Below are 26,456 nucleotides of genomic sequence, written 5' to 3'. Positions count from 1 at the left end.
GGCGGCGACGCACGCCTCGTAGTCGTCGGTGGCGCTGTCCCACGCCTGCTGGAAGAGGGCGCGGGCGTCGGCGGTCCGGCCGTCGGCCTCGGCCCGCATGCCGTCGGAGCAGAGCCTGCGGACAGGGTTGGTCGGGTCCATTGGGTACGGCTTTCTCGATTCATCGATTTGTGGTCGGTGGTGCGGCTGTCACACAGGGGCGCCGGTGTCCTGGGCCGGCATCGCCAGTGTCGTGAAGCTGCCCTGGTCCGCGGAGCGGACGACCACCGGCCGGTCCGGTGTCGAGATCTCCAGCAGCACGTCGGGGCCGACACCGGCGTCGACCGCCGCCAGCAGGACGTCCGGGTCGAAGGCGATGCGTACCGGCGCTCCGGTGCGGACGGCGGTGAGCGTGGTCGGGGCCGCGCCTCGGAAGGCCACGTCCAGCCGCTGCCCGTCGGCGTGCAGCGTGACCGGCCCGCTGTGCCGCGCGGCGGTCAGGACGGTGCGCAGGGCCGCCCGGTCGGTGATGACGCGGTGCCGGATGACCGGCAGGTCGTCGAGGAGCAGCTGGTAGTCGGGGAACTCCTCCTCGACGGCGGGCAGAGGGAGTGACCCCGAGTCGCCGGTCAGCCGCGCGCCCCGTCCGTCCACCTCGATGCCGACCTCGGGACGGCGCAGCGCCCAGGCCGCGGCCTCCGTCAGCTCCGTGACGTCGATCAGGGCGCGGCACGGCTCGCCCTCGACGCGCAAGGGCCGCAGCGCCCGGACTGCCAGCCGGTAGCGGTCCGTGGCCACCAGCCGCACTTCCTGATGGTCGATCTCGATCAGCACGCAGCCCAGCGCGGGGAACTCCTCCCGTACGGCCGCACCGGCCGCCGCGGGCGCGACCTGCCGCACGGCACCGGCCAGCTCCGCACCGCCGAGCCACGCCCCGGTCCGTGGCTCGCAGTCCAGCAGCTCGCGCAGGATCTCCTCGATCACCGCCTGCGCCGACGCCGCGCTCTCCCGGGCCTTCCCGGCGTACTCCCGCAGCGCGGCACGGGCGTCCTCGGGGCTGCCGTCCAGCACCACGCCGGCCTCGCCGAGCGGCACTCCGGTCTCGCGCAGCCGCCGTACCAGCACCGCGCGGGCCTCCTGCTCGGGGGCGTAGCACCGGTAGCCGGTGCCGTCGTCCACGTGGGCGGGGCGCAGCACCTCGCAGTCGTCGTAGAAGCGCAGCGCGCTCGGTGCCAGCCTCACCCGGCGCGCGAACGCCCCGATGCTCATCAGCCCGTCGGTGTCGTAGTCCATGCCGGCGATTGTGGGCCTTCAAGCGACTCGAAGGTCAAAAGAGCCGCCGGGCTGCCGTGGGAAGCGGACGGGCGCGCGCCATCCACCTCCCACCCGTGGGTCACTGCCGACCGCGCAACTCCCGGTACGTGGCGACCAGAGCCTTCGTGGACGCGTCCAGGCCCTCGACCTCGGCGCCCTCGGTCAGGGCGGGCTCGACGCGCTTGGCGAGGACCTTGCCCAGCTCCACGCCCCACTGGTCGAAGGAGTCGATGTTCCAGACCGCGCCCTGGACGAACACCTTGTGTTCGTAGAGCGCGACGAGCTGGCCGAGCACGGACGGGGTCAGTTCGCGCGCGAGGATCGTGGTCGTCGGGTGGTTGCCCTTGAACGTCTTGTGCGGCACCAGCTCCTCCCGCACGCCCTCCGCCCGCACCTCGTCCGGCGTCTTGCCGAAAGCCAGCGCCTGCGTCTGCGCGAAGAAGTTGGCCATCAGCAGGTCGTGCTGGGCGCCGAGCTGCTCGCTCAGCTCGTCCACCGGCCGGGCGAAGCCGATGAAGTCCGCCGGGATCAACTTGGTGCCCTGGTGGATGAGTTGGTAGTAGGCGTGCTGCCCGTTGGTGCCCGGCGTGCCCCACACGATGGGCCCGGTCTCCCACTCCACCTCACGCCCGTCCCGGCCGACGTACTTGCCGTTGGACTCCATGTCGAGCTGCTGGAGGTAGGCGGCGAACTTGGACAGGTAGTGGCTGTACGGCAGCACCGCGTGCGACTGCGCGCCGTGGAAGTTGCCGTACCAGATGCCCAACAGGCCCAGCAGCAGTGGCACGTTGGACTCGGCGGGCGCGGTACGGAAGTGCTCGTCGACGAGGCGGAAGCCGTCGAGCATCTCCCGGAAGCCGTCCGGGCCGATGGCGATCATCAGCGACAGGCCGACCGCCGAATCGTAGGAGTACCGGCCGCCGACCCAGTCCCAGAACTCGAACATGTTCGCCGTGTCGATGCCGAACTCGGCGACCTTCTCGGCGTTCGTCGACAGCGCCACGAAGTGCCTGGCGACGGCGGCCTCGGCACCGAGCGTTTCCAGCAGCCAGGTGCGCGCGGAGGTGGCGTTGGTGACCGTCTCGATGGTGGTGAAGGTCTTGGAGGCGATGATGAACAGCGTCTCGGCCGGGTCCAGGTCGCGGATGGCCTCGTGCAGGTCGGCGCCGTCCACGTTCGACACGAAGCGGAAGGTCAGCGAGCGGTCGGTGTAGGCGCGCAGCGCCTCGTACGCCATCGCCGGGCCCAGGTCGGAGCCGCCGATGCCGACGTTGACGACGTTCCGGATGCGCTGTCCGGTGTGGCCCGTCCACTCCCCGGAGCGCACCCGGTTCGCGAAGTCGGCCATCTTCTCGAGGACGGCGTGCACCGCGGGGACGACGTTCTGCCCGTCGACCTCGATCACGGCGTCACGCGGGGCCCTGAGCGCGGTGTGCAGCACGGCGCGGTTCTCGGTGGTGTTGATCTTCTCGCCGCGGAACATGGCGGCCCCGAGGCCCAGGACGCCGGTGGCGGCGGCCAGTTCGCGCAGCAGCCGCAGGGTGTCGTCGGTGACCAGGTGCTTGGAGTAGTCGACGTGCAGGTCGCCGACCGTGAGCGTGTACCCGGAGCCGCGGCCCGGGTCGGCGGCGAACAGCTCGCTCAGCTGCACCTCGCCGAGCTCTGCACGGTGCTTGGCCAGAGCGGTCCACTCCGGCATCTGGTTGAGCCTGGTACGGCCGTCTGCGTTCATCTCGGACTTCCGCCTTCTTCCTTGCCTGCCTGTGGCTGCTGCGTACCTTGCCCCGCTGCCCGTCCCAACCTAATTGATCAGCGGTGGACGTGGGCTGTCGTAGCTCCGTCGTCCGGTACAACGACAGGTACGTCCGGCTTGCGCACGGGTATCAGCGCGATGACAGCCAGGACGAAGAAGGCGGCGGTGAGCAGCGCCGGGCTGTTGCTGCCCCAGGCGGTCGCGACGGTCCCGCCGAGCAGTGCGCCCAGGGGCGCGCCGGCGACCGCCAGCGTCCGGTAGGCGGAGCTGACCCGGCCCAGCATCTCCGCGGGGCTGCGCTGCTGCATGAGCGTCGTGGTGTTGACGTTCCACACCAGCCCCATGAACCCGAAGGCGGCCATCGCGGCCACCAGTGCGGCCAGGCTGCGCACCGAGCCCATCACGAGGAGCGCGGCGATCTGCGCGACTCCGGCGACGAGCACCGCGCGGACGGCACCGACGCGGGCCACCAACCGGCGATTGGCCGCTCCCCCGGCCAGGCTGCCGGCCGTGTACGCGGTCATGGCGGCCGCGTATCCGGCGGTGCCCGCGTCCAGCCAGCCGGTCACGAGGAGCACCAGCGTGGCGATGAGGGCGCCCATGCCGATGTTGCACAGGGCCGTGGCGGCGCACAGCCCGCGCAGCACCCGGTCCCGGGCCAGGGTGCGCAGGCCCTCGCCGATCTCCCGGCGCAGGGTGCTGCCCGCCGGTCTCGGCTTCCGCTCGGGCGCGCCGGCGCGCAGGGAGGCGACCAGCGCGGCGGCCACCAGGAACGTGACGGCGTCGGCCGCGAAGGGCGCGGCGGCCCCGGCGGTCAGCAGCAGCGGCACGACGGGCCCGCCCAGCAGGCCGCCCGCGACGCGCTGGCCGGTCATCAGACGCGCGTTGGCGCTGCCGAGCGCCGCCCGGTCCACCAGGGAGGGCAGCAGGGCCGTGGCGGCGTTGTCGAACAGTGTCTGGAGGGTGGTGAGGGCGAACGCCAGCGCGATCAGCAGGCCGATCGAGGCGTGACCGAGCGCGACGGCCACCGCGAAACCGGCGACCAGCAGTCCGCGTACGGCATCCACGGTCCACATCGCGCGCCGCTGGTCCACGCGGTCGGCGACGGCGCCGCCGAGCAGCCCGAACACCAGCCAGGGCAGATAGCCGCAGGCGGCGACGCAGGCGACGAGCAGCGGATCGTCGGTCAGCGTCACGGCCAGCAGCGGCAGCGCGGCCGTACGCAGCGCGTCTCCGAAGCTGGACAGCACCGCGGCGCTCCACAACCGTCCGAAACCCCCGCGCCACGCGGGCCCGCGCACACCCGCGGCCTCGACCGTCGCCACAACTCCCCCTCACGGTTCGCCCGATACACAAACCGTAGAGGGCACCACTGACAATCGGTCCGCGGAAGAGCCGGCCGCCGGAAGGACGGCCAGGGGAGAAACAACTCCGGCCAGGCGCCCTCGGGTGCCCGGCCGGTTCAACTCCTAGATCTCGCCCCGCAGTTTGGCGAGCGCCTCGGCGAGGATCGCCTCGCCGTCGGCATCGCTGCGGCGCTCCCGCACATACGCCAGGTGCGTCTTGTAGGGCTCGGTGCGGGGCGGGTCCGGCGGGTTGTCCCGGTCCTGCCCGGCGGGAAAGCCGCAGCGCGGGCAGTCCCAGGTGTCGGGGACCTGCGCATCACTGGCGAAGCTGGGCTGTGTCTCGTGCCCGTTGGAGCACCAGAAGGAGATGCGCAGACGCGGCGCGGACTCGCCGCGCTCGGCCTCGCCCATCGGCCCCGCCCCGACCCGGCTTCCTCGGATCGCGTTGCCACTTGCCACGGTCGTAACTCCCTGCGTGATGGTGCGGCGAAGCGAGTCGGCGTGCCGCTTCGCTGCGAGCGCCTCAGTCTACGTAAGGCCCAACGCGCGTCCAGTGATCGGAGTTACAAGCTCCCCACTCTGACGCAAGCCCCATGATAGGCCGCGCTCACGAGCGCGTACCGAACATGGGGCCTTGCGTCGGAATGCGTGCGGAATACGCGCAGTGGTCAGTTGTTCGCCTTCATCAGCAGACCGAGCACGACAATGCACGCGAGCCACAGCAGACCGACCACGACGGTGATCCGGTCGAGATTGCGCTCGGCGACCGAGGAGCCGCCGACGGACGACTGCATGCCACCGCCGAACATGTCGGACAGGCCGCCGCCCTTCCCCTTGTGCATCAGCACCAGCAGCATCAGCAGCAGGCTGAAGACGATCAGGGCGATGGAGAACCCCAGAACCACGGCTGGACCAACTTCCTCGGATTCGGATGGACGACGGGGCCCAGCAGAATGTGCTGGACCCCGCCAGGGTACGACGTTCCGCCGCTACCGCATACTCACTGGTCGCGGAAGCGCACGATCTTGACGAATTCATCGGCGTCCAGGGAGGCACCTCCGACCAGGGCGCCGTCAATGTCGGCCTGGGCCATGATCTCGGCGACGTTGCCGGACTTGACCGAGCCGCCGTACTGGACGCGGACCTTGTCGGCGAGCTCCTGCGAGTACAGCTCGGCGATCTTGCCGCGGATGGCGGCGCAGACCTCCTGGGCGTCGCCGGCGCCGCAGACCTTGCCGGTGCCGATGGCCCACACCGGCTCGTAGGCGATCACGATCGTCTCGGCCTGCTCGGCCGGGAGATCCTTCAGACCGCCTTCGACCTGGGCGAGCGTGTGCGGGACGGCGCTGCCCGCCTCGCGGACCTCCAGCTCCTCGCCGACGCACAGGATCGGGGTCAGGCCGTGCTTGAAAGCGGCCTTGACCTTGGCGTTCACAAGTGCGTCGCTCTCGTTGTGGTACTGGCGGCGCTCGCTGTGGCCGATCACCACATACGTGCACTTCAGCTTGGCCAGCATCGGGCCGGAGATCTCGCCGGTGTAAGCGCCGGAGTCGTGCGCCGAGATGTCCTGGGCGCCGTACTTGATCTTCAGCTTGTCGCCGTCGACCAGGGTCTGCACGGAGCGCAGGTCGGTGAAGGGCGGCAGGACGGCGACCTCGACGGCCTCGTAGTCCTTGTCGGCCAGGGCGAAGGCGAGCTTCTGGACGTGGGCGATGGCCTCGAGGTGGTTGAGGTTCATCTTCCAGTTGCCCGCCATCAGCGGCGTGCGAGTCGTCATGCGGGGTCAGTCCTCCAGTGCGGCGAGGCCGGGGAGCGTCTTGCCCTCGAGGTATTCGAGGGAGGCGCCGCCACCGGTCGAGATGTGGCCGAATGCGTTCTCGTCGAAGCCCAGGGTGCGGACGGCTGCGGCGGAGTCGCCGCCGCCGACCACGGTGAAGCCCGGGGAGTCGATGAGGGCCTGGGCGACCGCCCTGGTGCCCTCGGCGTAGTCGGGGTGCTCGAAGACGCCCATGGGGCCGTTCCAGAAGACGGTGGCGGCGTCGGCGAGCTTCGAGGCGTACAGCTTGCGGGTTTCCGGGCCGATGTCGAGGCCCTCCTGGTCGGCGGGCATGGCGTCCGCGGCGACGGCCGTGGGGTTGGCCGGGGCCTTGGTCTTCAGGTCCGGGAAGCCGGGCCCGACCAGCGTGTCGACCGGCAGGACCAGCTCGACGCCGGTCTTCTCGGCGCGCTCGACGTACTCCTGTACGACCGGGATCTGGTCCTCCTGGAGGAGGGACTTGCCGATCTCGTAGCCCTTGGCCTTGAGGAAGGTGTACGCCATGCCGCCGCCGATGAGGATCCGGTCGGCCTTGCCGAGCAGCTGGTCGATCACGGCGAGCTTGTCGGAGACCTTGGCGCCGCCGAGGGCGACCACGTAGGGCCGCTGGACTTCCTCGGTGAGCTTCTTCAGGACGGCGACCTCGTTCGCGATGAGGTAGCCGGCGGCGTGCGGCAGGCGGGCCGGGAGGTCGTACACGGAGGCGTGCCCCCGGTGCACCGCGCCGAAGCCGTCACCGACGTAGAGGTCGGCGAGGGCGGCGAGCCGGTCGGCGAAGGCGCCGCGCTCGGCGTCGTCCTTGGCGGTCTCGCCGGCGTTGAAGCGGAGGTTCTCGATGACCGCGACCTGGCCGTCGGCGAGGCCGGCGACGGTCGACTGCGCGGACTCGCCGACCGTGTCGGTGGCGAACCGGACGTCGGGGCCGAGGAGTTCACCGAGGCGCGCGGCGGCCGGGGCGAGGGAGAACGCCGGGTCCGGGGCACCCTTGGGGCGGCCGAGGTGCGAGGCGACGACCACGCGGGCGCCCGCCTCGGCGAGGGCCTTGACGGTGGGCAGCACGGCGCGGATGCGGCCGTCATCGGTGATGCTGGTGCCGTCCAGCGGCACGTTCAGGTCGGCGCGGACGAAGACCCGCCGGCCCGCGACGCCTTCGGAGAGGAGTTCGTCGATCGTCTTCATGAGGGGGCTCCTGAGGAGGGCTCGTGATCGCTCGGAAACGCTCGTGATCCAACATGTCCGAGCTGTACGTGAGTCAGGGCTCGGACAGCGCGTCCCTGCGCTGCCCGAGCCCTGGCCTCACATCAAAGGTGCCTGCTTCGGTGTTGATCAGAGCTGGTTGCCGACGAATACCGTCAGGTCGACGAGGCGGTTGGAGTAGCCCCACTCGTTGTCGTACCAGCCGATGACCTTCACGTTCTTGCCCTCCTGGACCATGGTCAGGGAGGAGTCGAAGGTGCAGGACGCCGGGGCGTTGACGATGTCGGAGGAGACGATCGGGTCCTCGGTGTACTCCAGGAGGCCCTTCAGCTCGCCCTCGGCGGCCTTCTGGAAGGCGGCGTTGACCTCTTCCTTGGTGACCTCGCGGCCGAGCTCGACGACCAGGTCGGTGACCGAGCCGGTCGGGACCGGGACGCGCATCGCGATGCCGTCCAGCTTGCCCTTGAGCTGCGGCAGGACCAGGGAGGTGGCCTTGGCGGCACCGGTGGTGGTCGGGATGATGTTCTCGGCGGCGGCACGGGCGCGGCGCAGGTCCTTGTGCGGGAAATCCAGGATGCGCTGGTCGTTCGTGTACGCGTGCACCGTCGTCATCAGGCCCTTGACGATGCCGAAGTTCTCGTCGAGGACCTTCGCCAGCGGCGCCACACAGTTGGTGGTGCAGGAGGCGTTGGAGATGACGTGGTGGTTCGCCGGGTCGTACTTGTCCTGGTTGACACCCATCACGATGGTGATGTCCTCGTCCTTGGCCGGAGCCGAGATGAGGACCTTCCTGGCGCCGCCGTCGAGGTGCTTCGCGGCGTCTTCCTTCTTGGTGAAGATGCCGGTGGACTCGATGACGATGTCGACGCCCAGCTCGCCCCAGGGGATGTCGGCGGGGTTGCGCTCCGACAGGACCTTGATGGTCTTGTCGCCGACGCTGATCGTGTCGGCGGTGTGGGAGACCTCCTGCTTGAGGCGGCCCAGGATGGTGTCGTACTTCAGCAGGTGGGCGGTGGTCGCGGTGTCACCCAGGTCGTTGACAGCCACGATCTCGATGTCTGCACCCTGCTCCAGCAGCGCGCGGAAGTAGTTACGACCGATGCGGCCAAAGCCGTTGATGCCTACGCGGATCGTCACGAACCGATCTCCTCGTTGGTACGCCGGCTCTCGATGCCGGCGAGCTGTATGGGATGTCCCCGACCACCCCCGACCCTACCTCCCCGGGCCGTCGGGGGTGACATCTAGATGCCCCATACACGGCAGGGCGGTCCGTACCCGCCAGTAGGGGTACGGACCGCCCGGACCGGAGCCCGCGACAGGGGTCGGTTCACTCGATTTCGCTACGGAGTGTCAGTGCCTGTTGACTGGGGTCGTCACCCTTCCAGTGCCCCGAGGGCCTTCTTGATGAGCGCCTTTCGGTCGGCCGCCGCGGGGATCTGCTCCAGGCCGAAGCCCAGCAGCACGGTGTCGCCCGTGGTGACCGCGCCGTAGGTCTGGAAGAGCGCTCCGCTGCGGGACCAGTCCTTCTGGACGGCCGGGCTGCCCGGGGGCGGTCCGGCGACTCTCCAGGCGCCGAGCGAGGTCTCGAAGCCCTCGGTCTCGGTGGCGGTGCCGCCGACGACGAGGGAGGCCTCGTCGGCGAGGACGCCGTGGCCGCCGGTGCCGGGGTCGGTGACGTAGCTGATCGACACCTCGACCGTCTTCCCCGCGTACGCGCTCAGGTCGAAGGCCACCTGCTGCCAGCCGTCGGAGGCGCCGGTGAGGCTGTTCCACTTCCCGGTGGTGCCGGTCGCGGTGCAGCCGTCGGCCGCCACGGTCAGGTAGTGCTTCAGCCACGGGTGCTCACCGACGTAGAAGCCGCCCGCGCAGTCGGCCGGCACGGCGGTCCCGGTCGCGCCGCCCGCCTCGGGGAGCGTCGTCCAGTCGTCGCCCCCGGCGGTGCGGGCCTCGACCAGCACGTGGTCGTAGCCGGACTCGGTGTCCCACAACAGCCGGGTGCCGAGCGTGGGCTTGTCGGCCGCGCCGGTGCCGGTGAGGTCGATGGTGCGGGTGAGGCGCTTGTAGGCATCGTCGGTGTGGACGGCGGCGGCCATGAACGAGCCCGCATACGGCCCGTACGGGTTGGCCGTCCCGGCGAACTGTCCCGCGCCCGCGCTCGCGAACTGGGGGAACTCGTCGGCGGGCAGCTCGTCGGAGGTGACCCCGTACGTGCCGGCCTTGTCCAGCGGGTTGCCGGGCGTGCCCCCGAGGGCGCCGGTGAAGCCCCCCAGCTTGCCGGCGCCGGTGAAGCCGGTGGCCCCGGAGGTCGACGTACGCGAGTAGGCGCCCAGGTAGTACTGACTGAAGTCGTCGGACAGGACACCGCCGCCGAGGTCGACGCTGCCGCCGGCCTGCTCGCCGGCCTCCAGGAGCTTGCCGCCCTCGTTGAGAAAGGCGCGCAGCTGGAGCTGGGTGGCGACGCCGGGGACGCTCGCGCCCGTGTAGTGGAGGACGGTGTCGAAGTGGCTCAGCACGCCGAGCGCGTCGGGCGCGCCCCGGGTGGCGACGTCCCAGATCACCGCCCTGCGGCCGTTGGCCCTGAGCGCGTCGACGTATTTCTGCGCCTGTGTGGCGGCCTGGCCCTCCTCGGCGACGACGAGGGTGTCCGCCCGGGGCCGCTCCGCGACGGTGTAGGTGAAGCGCTTGCTGGAGACGGGCTTCCCGCTCTTCGTCTCGCCGGTGAACCACACCTCGACCTTGTCACCCGGGTCGCCGTCGGCGACCTCGGCCCGGTACTCGTCGAAGTGAAGGTTGTCGTCACCGCCGTACGTCTGGCCGCCCTTCCACGGCTTCAGCGCCATGTCCTCGGTGCGGCCGCCGTTGACGCGGTACTTGAGCTCCTTGTCCCGCACCGACTTGCGTGCGACGACGGAGACCTCCTGGTCGGCACCGCGCGAGTACGACGTCGTGAACGCGGCCGGGGTGAAGTCGGCGGCGCTCAGGCCGACCGCGGAGGACGGCCGGTCGGGGTGGGCGGCGGACTCGGCGACGGAGAGCGCGAAGGGGATGTTCTTCGCGAACTCCTGCTGGATCAGCTTCTCGTCGTCCGGGAAGGTGAAGATGGAACGGCAGTCGGTGGGCTTCCACGCGTCGTTCGGGTCGGCGTTCGAGGCGGTCTCGCAGGTCGACATCTCCGGGGTGAACATCGCCATGCCGTTGACGTTGGCCGCGTGGCCGTCCGATTCGCCGTTGGTGGTGTACAGCTCGGAGGAGAGCTGCGGGTGGTAGCCGGGGATCGCGGGCTCGTCGGGGGTGCCGGCGAGGGCCTCGTAGAGGACGTCGTCCGGGGTGTGGGTGGCGACCTGCCAGCCGACGCCGTAAAGGATGAGTTCGGCCGCGGAGTGGTAGTTGATGCCGTAGGTGAAGCCGATCCGCTTCTGGAAGGCGTCCATCGCGCGGGTCTCGGGCTCGGAGTTCGGTCCCGCGCCGCGGTAGGTCTGGCTGGTGGGGTTGGGGGACGAGCCCTCGTCGTCGTAGCCCCACTTGTAGGCGAAGTTGCGGTTGAGGTCGACGCCGTCCCCGGTGGTGATGGTGCCGTCGCCGTTGACGTCCCGCAGGTTCTTGCGCCACAGGCGGGTGTCGTCGCTCTCGAACGTGTAGTCGTAGCCGTCGGGGTTGGCCGTCGGGACGAACCACAGCTCGGTCGTGTCGACGATCTTCTTGATGCGTTTGTCGGTCTTGTAGTGGTCCAGGTAGTGGTGGAGCAGCCGCCTTGTCATCTCCGGCGTGATCCACTCGCGCGCGTGCTGCGCCGACAGGTACAGCACGGCGGGCCTGGAGCCGTCCTTGGACTTCTTCGCGCCCTTGGTGAGCTTCAGCGCGAGGATGTCCTGGCCCTTGATCGTCTTGCCGATGGAGACGACCTTGGTCAGGCCGGGATGCCGCTGGCCGGCCCTGAGGATCTCCTCCTTCAGGCCGCCGCTGCCGCCGTACGGGCGGAACACGCTCTGCGCCGCGTCCTCGACGCGCGCCTCGGCCTTGGTGGAGAGGGTGTGTTCGGTGAGGTCGACACCCTGTTTCTCCAGCTTCTTCGCCTGCTGGTCGGTGAGGTAGAGCTCGACGGTACCCGTGCCCTTGTCGGGCACCCGTTCGCCGAGTTCGTGGCCGTCCTGTCCGGCCGCCAGCAGCAGAGGTACCTGCTGCTGCGTGACGTCGGCGCGGAAGACCTTGACTTCGGCGGTGTCGGATGCGGGTGAGCTTCCGGGTTCTGCCCGGGCGATGGGTGCGAGGCTCGCTCCGCCGATCAGGAGCGCGCCGACAGCGAGGATCGATCTCGCTCTGTGTCTCATGAACCCCCCTAGCGGTGGTTCGCCACAAGGACGAATGGTTGCCAGGCTCATGCCACCGCGCGATCCGGTCAAGAGCGCCTCAACGACACGCAAACGCCGGTGCCGATCACCCAAGTGGGCGTCGGCACCGGCGTGTTGGTTCCGTGTCAGGTTGGTGCTGTGTCAGCTCACCCCACGAGGTTGTCGGCCAGCTCCTCCGAGAGGTTCGCCTCCGTACCCGGGATGCCGAGGTCGCCGGCGCGCTTGTCGGCCATGGCGAGCAGGCGGCGGATACGGCCGGCCACCGCGTCCTTGGTGAGCGGCGGGTCGGCGAGCGCGCCCAGCTCCTCCAGGGAGGCCTGCTTGTGCTCCATGCGCAGGCGCCCGGCGGCGGCCAGGTGCTCGGGGACGTCGTCGCCGAGGATCTCCAGGGCGCGCTGCACGCGGGCACCGGCGGCCACGGCGGCGCGCGCGGAGCGGCGCAGGTTGGCGTCGTCGAAGTTGGCGAGGCGGTTGGCCGTGGCGCGCACCTCGCGGCGCATCCGGCGCTCCTCCCAGGCCAGCACCGACTCGTGGGCGCCGAGCCGGGTGAGCAGGGCGCCGATCGCGTCACCGTCGCGGACGACCACCCGGTCCACGCCGCGCACCTCCCGGGCCTTCGCGGCGATCTGCAGGCGGCGGGCGGCGCCGACCAGGGCGAGCGCGGCCTCGGGGCCTGGGCAGGTCACCTCCAGGGAGGAGGAGCGGCCGGGCTCGGTCAGCGAGCCGTGCGCCAGGAACGCGCCGCGCCAGGCCGCCTCGGCGTCACAGGTGGCGCCGGAGACCACCTGCGGGGGCAGGCCGCGGATCGGGCGGCCCCGGCCGTCGACCAGGCCGGTCTGGCGGGCCAGCTGGTCGCCGCCCGCGACGACGCGCACGACGTAGCGCGAGCCGCGGCGCAGTCCGCCGGGCGCCATCACGATCAGTTCCGAGCTGTGGCCGAAGATCTCCAGGATGTCCCGCTTGAGGCGGCGGGCCGCCATCGCGGTGTCCAGCTCCGCCTCGATCACGATGCGCCCGCTCACCAGGTGGAGGCCGCCGGCGAACCGCAGATTGGCGGAGACCTCCGCCTTTCTGCAGCAGGTCCGGGTGACGGGGAGCCGGGAGATCTCGTCCTTCACCGCTGGCGTCATCGCCATGGGCCGATCCTTCCATGCATCCGAAAAATACGGTCGTACGCGGCGGCCAACAGCTCCGGGTCGTGCCTCGGTGTCCCGTCGGGCCGGACCACGGGCGCCAGCTCGACCGCGGCCCCGAACCGCTTGGCGGCGTCGGTCAGCGAGGCGCGGTCGGGCACGGCGGCCTCGTCGGCCAGCACCACGTCCAGGGCGAGTTTAGGGGCGTGTCGTCCCAAAACCTCCAAATGACGCTGCGGGGAGAAGCCCTCGGTTTCTCCGGGCTGCGGGGCGAGGTTCAGGGAGAGCACCCGGCGCGCCTTCGTCGCCGTGAGTGCGTCGCGCAGTTCGGGCACCAGCAGGTGCGGGATGACCGAGGAGAACCAGGAGCCGGGGCCCAGCACCACCCAGTCGGCGTCGAGGACGGCCTCCACCGCCTCGGGGACGGCCGGCGGCTCCTGCGGCACGAGGCGCACGGTCTGCACCTCGCCGGGGGTGAGCGCGACCGTCGCCTGCCCCCGTACCGTGTCGATCTCGTCGGGCCGCTCCGGGTCGTGCCCCCTGACCAGGGCCTGGAGCTCCAGCGGGACGGCCGACATGGGCAGCACGCGCCCGTGCGCGCCGAGCAGCTTGCCGACCAGGTCCAGGGCCTGGACGTGGTCACCGAGCTGCTCCCACAGGGCGACGATGAGCAGGTTGCCGACCGCGTGCTCGTGCAGCTCGCCCTGGGACTGGAAACGGTGCTGGATGACCCGGGCCCAGGTCTGGCCCCAGTCGTCGTCGCCGCACAGCGCGGCCAGCGCCTTGCGCAGGTCGCCGGGCGGCAGCACGCCCAGCTCGTCGCGCAGGCGCCCGCTGGAGCCGCCGTCGTCGGCCACCGTGACGACGGCGGTGAGGTCGCCGGTGATGCGGCGCAGCGCGGCCAGCGAGGCGGACAGACCCATGCCGCCGCCGAGGGCGACGACCTTGGGCTGGGCGCCGCGCCGGCGTGGTCTGGCGCCGCGGGCCTCGACGGACCGGCCGCCGCGTCCCTCGGGCACCACGCGGCGCAGCCGGCTCAGCCGTGGTGTACGTCCGGTCATTCGCGTCCCATGTCCCGGTGCACGACCACCGTCTCCACACCCTCGGCGGCGAGCCGGGCGGCGAGCTTCTCCGACATGGCGACGGAGCGGTGCTTGCCGCCGGTGCAGCCGACGGCGATGGTCACATAGCGCTTGCCCTCGCGCCGGTAGCCGGTCTGCACGAGGCGGAGCAGCTCGGCGTACCGGTCGAGGAACTCCTTGGCGCCGGGCTGGTTGAAGACGTACGCCGACACCTCCTCGTTGAGGCCGGTGTACTGGCGCAGCTCCGGGACCCAGTGCGGGTTGGGCAGGAACCGCATGTCCACGACCAGGTCGGCGTCGACGGGGAGGCCGTACTTGAAGCCGAACGACATGACGGTGGCTCGCAGCTCGGGCTCCTCCTCGCCGGCGAACTGGGCGTCCATCTTGGCGCGCAGCTCGTGCACGTTGAGCCCGGAGGTGTCGATCACCAGGTCGGCGTCGCCGCGCAGCTCTCGCAGCAACTGGCGCTCGGTTGCGATGCCGTCGACGATGCGGCCGTCGCCTTGGAGGGGGTGCGGGCGGCGCACCGACTCGAAGCGGCGCACCAGGGCGTCGTCGGAGGACTCCAGGAAGACGATCCGCCGGGTGACCCCGCGCGTGTCGAGGTCGGCGAGGGACTCGCGCAGGTTGTCGAAGAAGCGACGGCCGCGGACGTCGACGACGACCGCGATCCGCGCGACGTTGCCCTGGGAGCGGGCGCCGAGCTCCACCATGGTGGGGATCAGCGCGGGCGGCAGGTTGTCGACGACGAACCAGCCGAGGTCCTCCAGACACTTGGCGGCCGTCGAGCGGCCGGCCCCGGACATGCCGGAGATGATCACCAGCTCGGGGATGGCCGCGTCGGGGGCCCCGCCCGCCTCGCTGGTCGCGCCCGTACTCACCTGTGCTCCGTCTCCGCCTTGATCTTGTTGCCCGTCGTGCTTGTTCACATTCATGTCTCCTGCCCCCGTCGCTCGTCCGAGGCGCCCGTCTTCACGGGCTCCCCACTGGAGCCCATTGTTCCGGGTTCCTCCTCCATGATCTCCCCAGTCGCCGTGTTGACGGCAGGTGCGGCCGGGGTCGCCTGGGCGAGTGCCACAGCAATGGTTTCAGCCGTTTTGCGGCCTATGCCGGGAACCTCGCAGATCTGGTCGATGGTCGCGGCCCGCAGCTTCTTCACCGACCCGAAGTGCTTGATCAGGGCCTGCTTGCGGGTCTCGCCGAGACCGGGCACGTCGTCCAGGGGGCCGACGCGGAAGCGCTTGGCGCGTTTGCTGCGCTGGTAGGTGATCGCGAAGCGGTGGGCCTCGTCACGGACGCGCTGGAGCAGGTACAGGCCCTCGCTGGTGCGGGGCAGCACCACCGGGTCGTCGTCGCCGGGCAGCCAGACCTCCTCCAGGCGCTTGGCGAGGCCGCACACGGCGATGTCGTCGATGCCGAGCTCGTCCAGGGCCTTCTGGGCGGCGGCGACCTGCGGCTGTCCGCCGTCGACGACGACGAGCTGGGGCGGGTAGGCGAACTTCTTGGGCCGGCCTTCGTCGTCCTTGAGGTCGTCGGTTTCGTCGGTGAGGGTGTTCTCGCCGTCGGCCCACTCGCCGGTCTTCTCCTTCTCGGCGAGGTAGCGCCTGAACCGGCGGGTGATCACCTCGTGCATGGACCGGACGTCGTCCTGACCGGCGAAGCCCTTGATCTGGAAGCGCCTGTACTCGCTCTTGCGGGCCAGTCCGTCCTCGAAGACGACCATGGAGGCCACGACGTCGTCGCCCTGGAGGTGAGAGATGTCGAAGCACTCGACCCTGAGGGGGGCGCTGTCCAGGTCGAGGGCGTCGGCGATCTCCTCCAGGGCACGCGAGCGCGTGGTCAGGTCGGAGGCGCGCTTGGTCTTGTGCAGGGCGAGCGCCTGCTGGGCGTTGCGCTGCACGGTCTCCATGAGTGCCTTCTTGTCGCCGCGCTGTGGGATGCGCAGCGAGACGTTGGACCCGCGGCGGCCGGTCAGCCACTCCTGGACCGGCTCCACCGGGTCGGGCAGGGCCGGAACCAGCACCTCCTTGGGGACGGCGTCCCCGCTCTCCTCGCCGTACAGCTGCTGCAGGGCGTGCTCGACCAGGGCGCCGGTGGTGATCTCCTCGACCTTGTCGGTGACCCAGCCGCGCTGGCCGCGCACGCGTCCGCCGCGCACGTGGAAGATCTGCACGGCCGCCTCCAGCTCGTCCTCGGCGACCGCGATCAGGTCGGCGTCGGTCGCGTCGGCGAGCACGACCGCGTTCTTCTCCATGGCCTTCTTCAGGGCCTCGATGTCGTCGCGCAGGCGGGCCGCACGCTCGTACTCCAGCTCCCCGGCCGCCTCGGTCATCCGCTTCTCCAGGCGGCGGATGTACGTGCCCGTGCGGCCGGTCATGAAGTCGCAGAACTCGTCGGCCAGCTCGCGGTGCTCCTCGGCGGAGACCCGGTCGACGCAGGGCGCGGAGCACTTGCCGATGTAGCCGAGCAGGCAGGGGCGGCCGGTGCGGGCGGCGTTCTTGAAGACGCCGGCCGAGCAGGTGCGCACCGGGAAGACGCGCAGCAGCAGGTCCACGGTGTCGCGGATCGCCCACGCGTGCGCGTACGGCCCGAAGTAGCGCACTCCCTTCTTCTTGTGGCCGCGCATCACCTGCACGCGCGGGAACTCCTCGCTCATCGTCACCGCGAGGTAGGGGTAGCTCTTGTCGTCGCGGTACTTGACGTTGAACCGGGGGTCGTACTCCTTGATCCAGGAGTACTCCAGCTGCAGCGCCTCGACCTCCGTGGACACCACCGTCCACTCCACGGACGCCGCCGTGGTGACCATGGTGCGGGTGCGCGGGTGCAGGCCCGCAAGGTCCTGGAAGTAGTTCGCCAGGCGCTGGCGCAGGCTCTTCGCCTTTCCGACGTAGATCACCCGGCGGTGCTCGTCGCGGAACCGGTACACCCCCGGAGAGTCCGGGATCTCTCCTGGTTTGGGGCGGTAGCTGGAGGGGTCGGCCATGTCTCACACCCTACTGGCGGGGACCGACACTGCGGCGGCCCCGGCGGGCATGGCGGCCGCCGGACGGGCGCTCGGCGGGCCCGTTCCGGCGGTCGTGCCCGGTCACCCGCACGGCCCAGCGGCCCGCGCCCGGCGCCCCCGCTGCGGACCGCTTCCCAACTCCCTGCCCCACCTGGTGGGTTACGGCCCGCCGGAAGCGGGAATGCAGGCTTTCCGTAGCGACAACGCGGCGCCGCCCACCGGGCGGGGGCCGTGTCGGTGCGGACACAGGTTGTCAGAGCGGCCGGCCGTCTCGGACGAGAAGGCGCCGGTCACCGGTCGAAGGGCGGCTCCGATGCGACAGACGCGGATCGACAGACGACGGCGGCCGATCCGTGCCCGCCGCTACGCGGACGACCCGTACGCGCCGGCCGAGGTTCTGGACCTGGATCCCCGCGACCCGGACATAGTGCGCGCCAAGCGCCTGCGGCTCGCGGCGCGGAAGGAAACCGACGGTTCCTAGTAGCGCTTCGTCGGGTTCTGGCTCTGGGCCTGCTTGTGGGGAGGGGGCGGCCGCAGGTGGTGCAGGTGCCGGTCCAGCACTGCAGTAGGTCCTGGAGCGCGTCCAGGACCTGGTAGAGCGTCAGACCGGCGTGTGGGCTTTGGGGCGGGTCCGCCGGAGGGTGAGGAAGCCCTGGGCGGCGGTGACGAGGGGGACGTGGTGGTGCCAGCCGCGCCAGGTGCGGTGGTGGGCGGGTCCCAGCCCTCCGTACTCAGGCTGATACGGCTCGGCCTTGGCCGAACGGGCGATCTCCTTGGGGTCTACCGCATGACGTAGGACAACAGAGCCGGAAGGCAACGCTGCGGCCGTAGCCGGCATCGGCCACGATCACCGGCACTGAAAGCCCCTGAGCAGCCAGCCGGTCCAGCAGTCCCAGTGTGGGAGACGGCCGGGAAGTATCTCTTCGCCCCGGCGGTCCTGGAGCGGCTGCGCACCACGCTGCTGCTCACCGTGCTCGCCATGGCCATCGGCATCGCGGGCGGGATCGTACTGGCCTCCTGGTTGCACGCGATCCTCGCCACCCCAGGAGTGGACCTGCGCCCCGCGCCCGGCTCCCGCGTCTGCTCGATCTCCTGGCCGGTCGACGCCATGCTGCCGTCCGGCGCCGAACCCCGCAACGGACGGGGCGGTCGCACGCCGTTGTTGGATCTCAGGTGTTGTCGCGGATTGGTCAACACGCTTCAATGCGGGGGAGCTCGGGACCCCGAGCGACGGCGCACGGGTGTGAGGTCCTCCCCTGCGTCGGCGCGGGCGGTCCCGGCCGGCCCGCGCGAACGGTCTGCCCAGCCGTTGTGGACTTCACAGAGAGGCCCTGCATGCCGCAGCACGCCACACCGCACGCGGACGTCGCCACCGCGGAACTTGACTCGCTCCTGCGCGGCGGCCCCTTCCACGTCGCCCTGCGGGCCGCGATCGCCGCCCGCGGCCTGCCGCTGCAGCGCGTCCAGCACCATCTGTCGCGGCACGGCGTGAAGGTCGGCGTCACCAGCCTGAGCTACTGGCAGCAGGGCGCCCGGCGGCCCCAGCGCCCGGAGTCGCTGCGGGCCGTACGGGCGCTGGAGGAGATCCTGCACCTGCCCGAAGAGTCGCTGATCCGGCTGCTCGCCGAGTCCGCCGAGCGCGCGGCCGGACAGCGGCCCGGCGCCCGGTCCTACCGCTCCCTGGTGGCGGCCTCGGGCGTCCTCGACCAGCTGCTGGCGGAGCTGGACTGGGCGGCGGACGGAGGGCTGCACAACCTCGGGCACCACGAGCGGGTCCGCATCGGGGCGCGCCGGGAGCTCGCGGGGCGCGAGGCGCAGTACATCGTGCGCGCCCACCGGGACGGCGCCGACCGCTTCGTGGCCGTCCACCACGGCGACCCGGGGTGCGTGCCGGAGCGCATGACCGTGCGCGCACTGGAGAACTGCCGTACGGGACGCGTCCGCCTGCACCACGACACCGGCGTTCTCGCGGCCGAGCTGTTCTTCGACACGCGGCTGCGGGCCGGGGACACCTTCCTCTTCCGGTACGGCGTCGAGGACGGCACGGCCGGTGTGTCCCGCGAGTATCTGCGCGGCTTCGGCGCCCCGGGCGGCCAGTACGTCCTCCAGGTGGGGTTCGACGCGCAGGCCGTGCCGGTGCGCTGCCGCCGGTTCACGCAGCACTCGGCGGCGGCGCCGCGCAGCGGCCGGCAGGAGCTGGCGATCAGCGAACGGCACCGATCGGTGCATCTCGTGGTGCCGCGGGTTCGGTCCGGAGTCGTCGGGATCGAGTGGGACTGGGAGTGACCGGGCGGCCCTCCTGCCCGGTCTGAACCGGCGCCGGCGCGAGGGTGGTTCCTCGCAGCCTGCTCGGTATGGGCGGTTGGAGCGGCACGAACCTGGTCGACTTACCCGATCGACGTAAACGCTTGCGCAAGCGTTTACGTCGGCCGCCGGATGAGATACGGTCCGGGCTTGAAGCCGCGACGGGATCGACGGGATGCCGCGGCGGCAACGCGTGGAGAGCCTGCGACGGCGGCGGACGCCTGCGAGAACAGCACGGCGCCTGCGACGGCGACGGGAAGACCGCGGCAGCAAGGCCAGGGTCGTGACGGGGAGGCCGGGGCCGTGACGGGAAGGGAGCGCCATGCCGACCATGGCCGATGTCGCGCGGAGCGCCGGGGTCTCCGTGGCGACCGTCTCGCATGTGCTGAACGGCACCCGGCCGGTACTACCTCACACCCGCCAGGCGGTTCTCGACGCCGTCGAGGAGCTCGGGTACACCCCGAACTCCCTGGCCCGTTCCCTGGTGACCTCCCGCACCCGGTCCATCGGGCTGGCGGTGTCGGCGATCAGCAACCCCTACTTCACGGAGATCCTCCAGGGCGTCGAGGCCAGTGCCCTGGACCACGGCTACAGCCTGCTCATCGCCGACCCGCACGACGATCCGGAGCACGAGCGCAAGGTCGTCCAGCTGCTGCACGAGCGCCGGGTGGACGGCATGATCGTCGCTCCCTCGGCGGACCCGCGCGGCCTCCTCGCCTACCTCGACCGGCACGCCGTACCGGCCGTCTTCCTCGACCGGGTCGTCGACACCCGCACCGACGCGGGCCCGCGCTTCGACCAGGTCTGCGCCGAGAACGCCGGACCGACGGCCCGGCTGGTCACTCACCTCGTCGGCCTCGGCCACCGCCGGATCGCCCTGGTCGCGGGCCGCCCCGGGCTCAGCACCACCGACGAGCGGATCACTGGGTATCGGCACGGCCTCGCGAGCGCCGGGCTCCCCTTCGACGAACGGCTTCTGGTGCACGGCGACTCCGAGTCGGCGGGCGCGGAGCAGGCCACCGCGGCCCTGCTGGCCCTCGCCGCGCCGCCCACCGCGATGGTCACCGCCAACAACGCGATGACCATCGGCGCGCTGCGCGCCCTGAACCGGCGCGGTCTGTCCGTGCCCGGGGACATCGCGCTGTGCTGCTTCGACGACTTCGCCTGGGCGGACCTGTTCGCGCCCCGGCTCACCGCGATCGCGCAGCCCAGCAGGGAGATCGGCGCCCTCGCGGTCCAGGTGCTCCTGGATCGCATAGCCGAGGCGGACCGGCCCGCCCGGACCGTGCGGCTGCCCTGCAGGTTCGTCCACCGCACCTCGTGCGGCTGCCCCGACGCACCGACGCAGCCCGATCAGACCGCTCTGCCCGATCACCCCGGTCTGCCCGAGAAAGGAACCGTCTCATGATCGTCGTCGCCGGTGAGGCCCTGATCGACCTGGTGCCGCAGGGCACGGGCGCCCTCGCGACGCTGACGCCGGCGCTCGGCGGCGGCCCGTACAACACTGCGGTGGCGCTGGGCCGCCTCGGCTCCCCCGCCGCGTTCTGCTCCCGGGTGTCGTACGACGCCTTCGGCGAGGCCCTGCTGGACCGGCTGCGCGAGACCGGCGTGGACGTGGCGTCGGTGCAACGCGGCACCGAGCCGACGACGCTCGCCGTCGCCACGGTCGGCGCGGACGGCTCTGCCGCGTACTCCTTCTACGTCGCGGGCACGGCGGACCGCCTGTTCACGGCGCCCGCCACGCTGCCGCCGGGCACGCGCGCGATCTCCTTCGGCACCTGCTCGCTGGTGCTGGAGCCGGGGGCGAGCGCGTACGAGGAGCTGATGCGGGCCGCGGCGGCACAGGGCGTGTTCACGACGCTGGACCCGAACATCCGGCCCGGACTGATCCCGGACGCGGACGCCTACCGGGCCCGGTTCAAGAGCTGGCTGCCGTCGGTGTCGCTGCTGAAGCTGTCCGCGGAGGACGCCGAGTGGCTCGGCGGCACGCCCAGGGAGTGGCTGGCGGCCGGTCCGGCGGCGGTCGTGATCACCCAGGGCGGCGACGGGCTGACCGCGTTCACCCGCGACGGCAGTGTGTACGCGGTGCCGGGCGAGCGGGTCGAGGTGGTGGACACGATCGGCGCGGGCGACACGGTGAACGCCGCACTGCTGCACGGGCTCGCGCTGCGGGAAGCACTCAGTGCGCAGGGGGTGGCCGCCCTGGGCGCGGACGGCTGGGCCGGGCTGCTGGGTTTCGCGGCCCGCGCGGCGGCGATCACCTGCTCGCGGGCGGGGGCGGAACCGCCGTACGCGCACGAGCTGGAGGGCTGACACCTTCCGCGATCAGGACGGACGACACGGAACGCGTCCCGTGCGCGTCGCTCAGCCGGCCTCCCCCACGGCCCGCAGCGCGCCGGGGCGACGGCCGTTGAGGCGGTCCAGGGCGGCGGCCGTGGCGTCGTCCGCGGGCAGGTGAACGATCACGCGCTGGCCTTCGTCGGGCAGCGCGAACGTCTCGTGCAGCAGTCGCAGCGATCCGGCCTCCGGGTGCTCGATCTGCTGGGAGCCCGTCCGCCGGGGTGCCACGGCCAGGTCGGCGAACCGGTCGGCGAAGTCCGCGCCCGCCGTCACCGTCAGCTCGTCGGCCAGCTCGGCGAGGTGCGGGTCCCGCAAGGGGACGCCGTGCCGGAGCCGGGCGACGAGGTCGTCGGCCACCCGGTCCCAGTCGCGGTAGGCGCTGCGGGCCCGCTCGTCGGCGAACAGGTACCGCAGCAGGTTGGGGCGCTCGTCGTCGAGCAGGCCGATGGGTCCGACCAGGCGTTCGTAACCGGCAGTGTGGGCGAGGACGTCGCCGATCCAGTTGACCACCAGTGCGGGAGCCGGCTCCAGGTGGTCCAGCACGGCCCGTATGGTGGGGCGCGCCGTGCGGCTGAGCGACGGGGCCGCCGCGCAGACCAGCGGGTCGCCGCCGTCCGCCTCCTTGGTCAGGCGGCGCAGCAGCATCCGGTCGGCGAGAGACAGGTTGAGGGCGTCGGCGAGGGCGCCGAGCACCTGGGCTGAGGGGTTGCGGTCGCGCCCCTGTTCCAGCCGGGTGAGGTACTCGACGCTGACGCCCGCGAGCGTGGCCAGTTCGGCGCGCCGCAGGCCCGGGGTGCGGCGCCGCGTACCGGTGGGCAGGCCGACCTCGGCGGGGCTGACGGCTTCACGCCAGGTGCGCAGGAACGTGCCCAACTCGTTGTCGCTCACCCGCCGAACGTACCCCGCCCGCGCGCGTGAAGGGTGTCCCTGCCACTACCAGGCTCCGGCCGGTCTCCCTCTTGGGCCGCGCGCCCCTCAGGGTGGAGGCCATGACCAAGGACACCGCTACCGCCGCTTCCGCCACCGCTCTGCCGCTGGCCCCGGGGAACTGGGGCCTGGACCCGTTGCACTCCTCCGTGAACTTCACCATCCGTCACCTGGGAATCGCCAAGGTCCGGGGGCGCTTCGAGCGGTTGGAGGCCGAACTGTTCGTCGGGGAGCGCGTCGAGGACGTGCGGGTCTCCGCGACCGTCGACCTGGCCTCGATCGACACCGGCAACGCCGACCGGGACGCGCATGTACGCGCCTCCGACCTGCTCGACGTCGAGAAGCGCCCGACGATGACGTACCGCTCGACGCGTGTGGCGGGTGAGGGTGAGGACTGGACGATGGAGGGCGAGTTGACGATCGGCGAGGTGACCCGCCCGGTGACGCTCGCCGCGGAGTTCGGCGGGCTGGTCGATGTGCCCATGGACGGCAGCCGGCACGCCGGGTTCGAGGCGACGGGCGAGATCCGGCGCAGCGACTTCGGGCTCGACTTCGCCCCCGGTCTGCTCGGGGAAGTGGTGAAGATCCAGCTCGACATGCAGTTCGTGGAGCCGAAGAACGCCTGACCGCACAACGCCGCGCCGTGTCCCACAGGGAGTCCCTGGGGGGAGACGGCGCGTCGCGTCGGCAGGAGCCGGTCAGCCCTTGGTCGTCCGCGTCGTCTTCTTCGCGGCGGCCTTCGTGGACTTCGCGGCTGTCTTCTTGGCTGCGGTGCTGTTGACCGTCTTGGTGGCGGTCCTGGTCGTCCTGGTCTGCGCCGGGACCGTCTTCTTCGCCGCCGTCCTGCGCGGGGCCTTCACCGAGGACGCGTCGCTGATCCGGTCCGCACCGAGGACCTCGCGCAGGAACTTGCCGGTGTGGCTGGCCGGAACCCCGGCGACCTGCTCCGGCGTGCCCTCGGCCACGACCAGGCCGCCGCCGGCGCCGCCCTCTGGGCCCATGTCGACGACCCAGTCGGCGGTCTTGATCACGTCGAGGTTGTGCTCGATGACGATGACCGTGTTGCCCTTGTCGACCAGCCCGGACAGGACGCTCAGCAGCTTGCTGATGTCCTCGAAGTGCAGACCGGTGGTCGGCTCGTCCAGGACGTACACCGTGCGGCCGGTGGAGCGGCGCTGCAGCTCGCTGGCGAGCTTCACACGCTGCGCCTCACCGCCGGACAGTGTGGTCGCGGACTGGCCGAGCCGGACGTAGCCGAGGCCGACGTCGTTGAGGGTCTTCAGGTGGCGGGAGATCGCCGGGACCGCCTCGAAGAAGTCCATGGCCTCTTCGATCGGCATGTTCAGGACGTCGGAGATGGACTTGCCCTTGTAGTGGACCTCCAGTGTCTCCCGGTTGTAGCGGGCGCCGTGGCAGACCTCGCACGGGACGTACACGTCCGGGAGGAAGTTCATCTCGATCTTGATCGTGCCGTCGCCCGCGCAGTTCTCGCAGCGGCCGCCCTTGACGTTGAAGGAGAACCGGCCCGGCATGTAGCCGCGGACCTTCGCCTCGGTGGTCTCGGCGAACAGCTTGCGGATGTGGTCGAAGACGCCGGTGTACGTCGCCGGGTTCGACCGCGGGGTGCGACCGATGGGCGACTGGTCGACGTGGACGACCTTGTCGACGAGGTCGTCGCCGTCCACGCGCGTGTGCCGCCCGGGGACGTTTCTCGCGCCGTTCAGCTCGCGGGCCAGGTGCGTGTAGAGGATGTCGTTGACCAGCGTGGACTTGCCGGAGCCGGACACGCCGGTGACCGCGGTGAACACGCCCAGCGGGAAGGACACGTCGATGTCCTGGAGGTTGTTCTCGCGGGCGCCGTGCACGGTGAGCCCGCGGGAGGGGTCGACCGGACGGCGGATGTCGGGCAGCGGGATGGCCTTCTTGCCCGCGAGGTACAGGCCGGTCTGCGACTCCGGGTTGTCGAGCAGCTCCTTCAGGGAGCCGCTGTGCACGACCTTGCCGCCGTGCTCGCCGGCGCCGGGGCCGATGTCGACGATCCAGTCGGCGGTCTTGATGGTGTCCTCGTCGTGCTCGACGACGATCAGCGTGTTGCCCATGTCGCGCAGCCGGACCAGGGTCTCGATCAGCCGGTGGTTGTCGCGCTGGTGCAGACCGATGGACGGCTCGTCGAGGACGTACAGGACGCCGACGAGGCCGGAGCCGATCTGGGTGGCCAGGCGGATGCGCTGGGCCTCGCCGCCGGAGAGCGTGCCGGCCGCGCGGTTCAGCGAGAGGTAGTCCAGGCCGACGTCGACCAGGAACCGCAGCCGCTCGTTGACCTCCTTCAGCACCCGCTCGGCGATCTTCTTGTCGCGGGCGGTGAGCTTCAGCTCGCCCAGGAAGTCCGCACAGTCGCTGATGGACATCGCGGAGACCTCGGCGATCGACTTGCCCATGATCGTGACCGCGAGGACGACCGGCTTCAGGCGCGTGCCCTCACAGGTGGGGCAGGGCACCTCGCGCATGTAGCCCTCGAAGCGCTCGCGGCTGGCGTCGCTCTCGGCCTCGCTGTGCCGGCGCTTGACGAACGGGACGGCGCCCTCGAAGGCCGTCGTGTAGGCGCGCTCGCGCCCGTACCGGTTGCGGTAGCGGACCTCGATCTGCGTTCGGTGGCCGTGCAGCAGGGCCTTCCTGGCGCGCTGCGGGAGGCCCGCGAAGGGGATGTCGGTCCGGAAGCCCAGTGCGTCCGCGAGGGCGCCGATCAGGCGGCCGAAGTAGTCCTTGGTGTGGCCGTGCGACCAGGGGTGGATGGCGCCCTCGTCGAGGGACTTGTCCTCGTCCGGGACGATCAGCTCGGGGTCGACCTCCATGCGCGTGCCGATGCCGGTGCAGTCGGGGCAGGCGCCGAACGGCGAGTTGAAGGAGAAGGAGCGCGGCTCCAGCTCCTCGAAGGACAGGTCGTCGTACGCGCAGTACAGGTGCTCCGAGTACATGCGCTCGCGCTCGGGGTCGTCCTCGGGGAGGTCGACGAAGTCGAGCACGACCATGCCGCCGGACAGGCCGAGGGCGGTCTCGACGGAGTCGGTGAGGCGGCGCTTGGCGGAGCCCTTGACCGTGAGGCGGTCGACGACCACCTCGATGGTGTGCTTCTCCTGCTTCTTCAGCGTGGGCGGGCTGGACAGCTGGATCGTCTCGCCGTCCACCCGCGCGCGGGAGTAGCCCTTGGTCTGGAGGTCGGAGAAGAGATCGACGAACTCGCCCTTGCGCTCGCGCACCAGCGGCGACAGCACCTGGAAGCGGCTGCCCTCCGGCAGCTCCAGGACCCTGTCGACGATGGCCTGCGGCGACTGGCGCGAGATCGGGCGGCCGCACTCGGGACAGTGCGGCTTGCCGATGCGCGCGAAGAGCAGGCGCAGGTAGTCGTAGACCTCGGTGATGGTGCCGACCGTCGAGCGCGGGTTGCGGGAGGTCGACTTCTGGTCGATGGAGACGGCCGGGGACAGGCCTTCGATGAAGTCGACGTCCGGCTTGTCCATCTGGCCGAGGAACTGCCGGGCGTAGGAGGACAGCGACTCCACGTAGCGCCGCTGTCCCTCGGCGAAGATCGTGTCGAAGGCCAGCGAGGACTTGCCCGACCCCGACAGGCCCGTGAAGACGATGAGCGAGTCGCGCGGGAGGTCGAGCGAGACGTTCTTGAGGTTGTGCTCGCGCGCTCCACGAACGATGAGACGGTCGGCCACGCCGGTCCGCACCTTTCTTGAGAGAAGTGACAGGGGCGGGGCCCCCGTGCTTTCTCAGACTAGAGGGAGCCACTGACAACGCCGGTCGGATTCACGGGTTGCAAACAATCCCCGGGCATCCAGGATGCCCGATGCCACGACCGACCTTATAGCACGTGCTTTCGATTAGCGGCACGCCTTCACCACCTTC

The 26,456-nt window shown here is 71.1% G+C and carries 21 protein-coding genes; 5 read left to right on the top strand and 16 right to left on the bottom strand.

From position 1 onward, the window contains the following. Nucleotides 1-189 precede the first annotated feature (189 nt). The 13 genes from H8R17_RS06870 to uvrC form a co-directional block, all read right to left on the bottom strand. Nucleotides 190-1,272 (bottom strand): MerR family transcriptional regulator, encoded by a 1,083-nt coding sequence (locus H8R17_RS06870; RefSeq protein ID WP_187822230.1) that lies wholly within the window; start codon nucleotides 1,270-1,272, stop codon nucleotides 190-192. Between the two features lie 100 nt (nucleotides 1,273-1,372). Continuing rightward, nucleotides 1,373-3,025, bottom strand: a complete 1,653-nt coding sequence (gene pgi / locus H8R17_RS06865; protein ID WP_187822229.1) for a glucose-6-phosphate isomerase — start codon at nucleotides 3,023-3,025, stop codon at nucleotides 1,373-1,375. 77 nt (nucleotides 3,026-3,102) lie between these two features. Continuing rightward, nucleotides 3,103-4,371 (bottom strand): MFS transporter, encoded by a 1,269-nt coding sequence (locus H8R17_RS06860; protein ID WP_187822228.1) that lies wholly within the window; start codon nucleotides 4,369-4,371, stop codon nucleotides 3,103-3,105. Between the two features lie 144 nt (nucleotides 4,372-4,515). After that, nucleotides 4,516-4,851, bottom strand: a complete 336-nt coding sequence (locus H8R17_RS06855) for an RNA polymerase-binding protein RbpA (RefSeq protein WP_003957010.1) — start codon at nucleotides 4,849-4,851, stop codon at nucleotides 4,516-4,518. Between the two features lie 209 nt (nucleotides 4,852-5,060). After that, nucleotides 5,061-5,297, bottom strand: a complete 237-nt coding sequence (gene secG, locus H8R17_RS06850) for a preprotein translocase subunit SecG (RefSeq protein WP_187822227.1) — start codon at nucleotides 5,295-5,297, stop codon at nucleotides 5,061-5,063. 95 nt (nucleotides 5,298-5,392) lie between these two features. Beyond that, nucleotides 5,393-6,169, bottom strand: coding sequence for a triose-phosphate isomerase (gene tpiA, locus H8R17_RS06845; RefSeq protein ID WP_187822226.1), 777 nt, complete (start codon nucleotides 6,167-6,169; stop codon nucleotides 5,393-5,395). A 6-nt stretch (nucleotides 6,170-6,175) separates the two neighbouring features. Continuing rightward, nucleotides 6,176-7,387 carry a phosphoglycerate kinase gene (locus H8R17_RS06840; RefSeq protein WP_187822225.1) on the bottom strand — a complete coding sequence of 404 codons (1,212 nt, stop codon included), beginning with the start codon at nucleotides 7,385-7,387 and terminating at the stop codon, nucleotides 6,176-6,178. A gap of 147 nt (nucleotides 7,388-7,534) precedes the next feature. Next, on the bottom strand, nucleotides 7,535-8,542 hold the full coding sequence (gap, locus tag H8R17_RS06835; RefSeq protein ID WP_187822224.1) for a type I glyceraldehyde-3-phosphate dehydrogenase: 1,008 nt from the start codon (nucleotides 8,540-8,542) through the stop codon (nucleotides 7,535-7,537). Between the two features lie 236 nt (nucleotides 8,543-8,778). Then, nucleotides 8,779-11,733 carry a M14 family metallopeptidase gene (locus H8R17_RS06830; RefSeq protein ID WP_187822223.1) on the bottom strand — a complete coding sequence of 985 codons (2,955 nt, stop codon included), beginning with the start codon at nucleotides 11,731-11,733 and terminating at the stop codon, nucleotides 8,779-8,781. Between the two features lie 167 nt (nucleotides 11,734-11,900). After that, nucleotides 11,901-12,890: a DNA-binding protein WhiA gene (gene whiA, locus H8R17_RS06825; RefSeq protein WP_187822222.1), complete on the bottom strand. Its 990-nt coding sequence runs from the start codon at nucleotides 12,888-12,890 to the stop codon at nucleotides 11,901-11,903. Further along, on the bottom strand, nucleotides 12,881-13,948 hold the full coding sequence (gene yvcK, locus H8R17_RS06820; protein WP_187822221.1) for a uridine diphosphate-N-acetylglucosamine-binding protein YvcK: 1,068 nt from the start codon (nucleotides 13,946-13,948) through the stop codon (nucleotides 12,881-12,883). The genes whiA and yvcK overlap by 10 nt, the downstream gene beginning before the upstream one ends. Next, nucleotides 13,945-14,904, bottom strand: a complete 960-nt coding sequence (rapZ, locus tag H8R17_RS06815; RefSeq protein ID WP_187822220.1) for an RNase adapter RapZ — start codon at nucleotides 14,902-14,904, stop codon at nucleotides 13,945-13,947. The genes yvcK and rapZ overlap by 4 nt, the downstream gene beginning before the upstream one ends. Beyond that, nucleotides 14,901-16,952: an excinuclease ABC subunit UvrC gene (gene uvrC / locus H8R17_RS06810; RefSeq protein WP_187822219.1), complete on the bottom strand. Its 2,052-nt coding sequence runs from the start codon at nucleotides 16,950-16,952 to the stop codon at nucleotides 14,901-14,903. The genes rapZ and uvrC overlap by 4 nt, the downstream gene beginning before the upstream one ends. A 334-nt stretch (nucleotides 16,953-17,286) precedes the next feature. Between uvrC and H8R17_RS06805 the strand changes: the two genes are divergently transcribed. Then, a complete protein-coding gene (locus H8R17_RS06805) occupies nucleotides 17,287-17,454 on the top strand; it encodes a hypothetical protein (RefSeq protein WP_187822218.1) in 168 nt (55 codons plus the stop codon). A gap of 120 nt (nucleotides 17,455-17,574) precedes the next feature. Here H8R17_RS06805 and H8R17_RS06800 read toward each other — a convergent pair whose 3' ends face one another. Beyond that, nucleotides 17,575-17,790 (bottom strand): hypothetical protein, encoded by a 216-nt coding sequence (locus H8R17_RS06800; RefSeq protein ID WP_187822285.1) that lies wholly within the window; start codon nucleotides 17,788-17,790, stop codon nucleotides 17,575-17,577. Between the two features lie 518 nt (nucleotides 17,791-18,308). On the opposite strand from H8R17_RS06800, the gene H8R17_RS06795 reads away from it, so the two are divergent. The 3 genes from H8R17_RS06795 to H8R17_RS06785 all read left to right on the top strand — a co-directional run bounded on the left by H8R17_RS06795 (nucleotide 18,309) and on the right by H8R17_RS06785 (nucleotide 21,590). Then, nucleotides 18,309-19,259, top strand: coding sequence for a hypothetical protein (locus H8R17_RS06795; protein WP_187822217.1), 951 nt, complete (start codon nucleotides 18,309-18,311; stop codon nucleotides 19,257-19,259). Between the two features lie 340 nt (nucleotides 19,260-19,599). Further along, nucleotides 19,600-20,685: a LacI family DNA-binding transcriptional regulator gene (locus H8R17_RS06790; RefSeq protein WP_187822216.1), complete on the top strand. Its 1,086-nt coding sequence runs from the start codon at nucleotides 19,600-19,602 to the stop codon at nucleotides 20,683-20,685. Then, nucleotides 20,682-21,590 (top strand): carbohydrate kinase, encoded by a 909-nt coding sequence (locus tag H8R17_RS06785; RefSeq protein WP_187822215.1) that lies wholly within the window; start codon nucleotides 20,682-20,684, stop codon nucleotides 21,588-21,590. The genes H8R17_RS06790 and H8R17_RS06785 overlap by 4 nt, the downstream gene beginning before the upstream one ends. A gap of 51 nt (nucleotides 21,591-21,641) precedes the next feature. Here the strand turns inward: H8R17_RS06785 and H8R17_RS06780 are convergent, their stop codons facing one another. Further along, nucleotides 21,642-22,505, bottom strand: coding sequence for a helix-turn-helix domain-containing protein (locus H8R17_RS06780; RefSeq protein WP_187822214.1), 864 nt, complete (start codon nucleotides 22,503-22,505; stop codon nucleotides 21,642-21,644). Nucleotides 22,506-22,606: 101 nt separating this feature from the next. On the opposite strand from H8R17_RS06780, the gene H8R17_RS06775 reads away from it, so the two are divergent. Further along, the gene (locus tag H8R17_RS06775; RefSeq protein WP_187822213.1) at nucleotides 22,607-23,170 is read left to right on the top strand and encodes a YceI family protein; all 564 of its coding nucleotides are present in this window, start codon (nucleotides 22,607-22,609) and stop codon (nucleotides 23,168-23,170) included. A gap of 72 nt (nucleotides 23,171-23,242) precedes the next feature. Here the strand turns inward: H8R17_RS06775 and uvrA are convergent, their stop codons facing one another. Continuing rightward, a complete protein-coding gene (gene uvrA, locus H8R17_RS06770; RefSeq protein ID WP_187822212.1) occupies nucleotides 23,243-26,266 on the bottom strand; it encodes an excinuclease ABC subunit UvrA in 3,024 nt (1,007 codons plus the stop codon). Between the last annotated feature and the right edge of the window lie 190 nt (nucleotides 26,267-26,456).

This window comes from Streptomyces sp. TRM68367 (assembly GCF_014495685.1).
Classification (GTDB): Bacteria; Actinomycetota; Actinomycetes; order Streptomycetales; family Streptomycetaceae; genus Streptomyces.
Note: the sequence above shows the minus strand (reverse complement) of the source record. Positions and strands in the feature narration are given on the sequence as shown.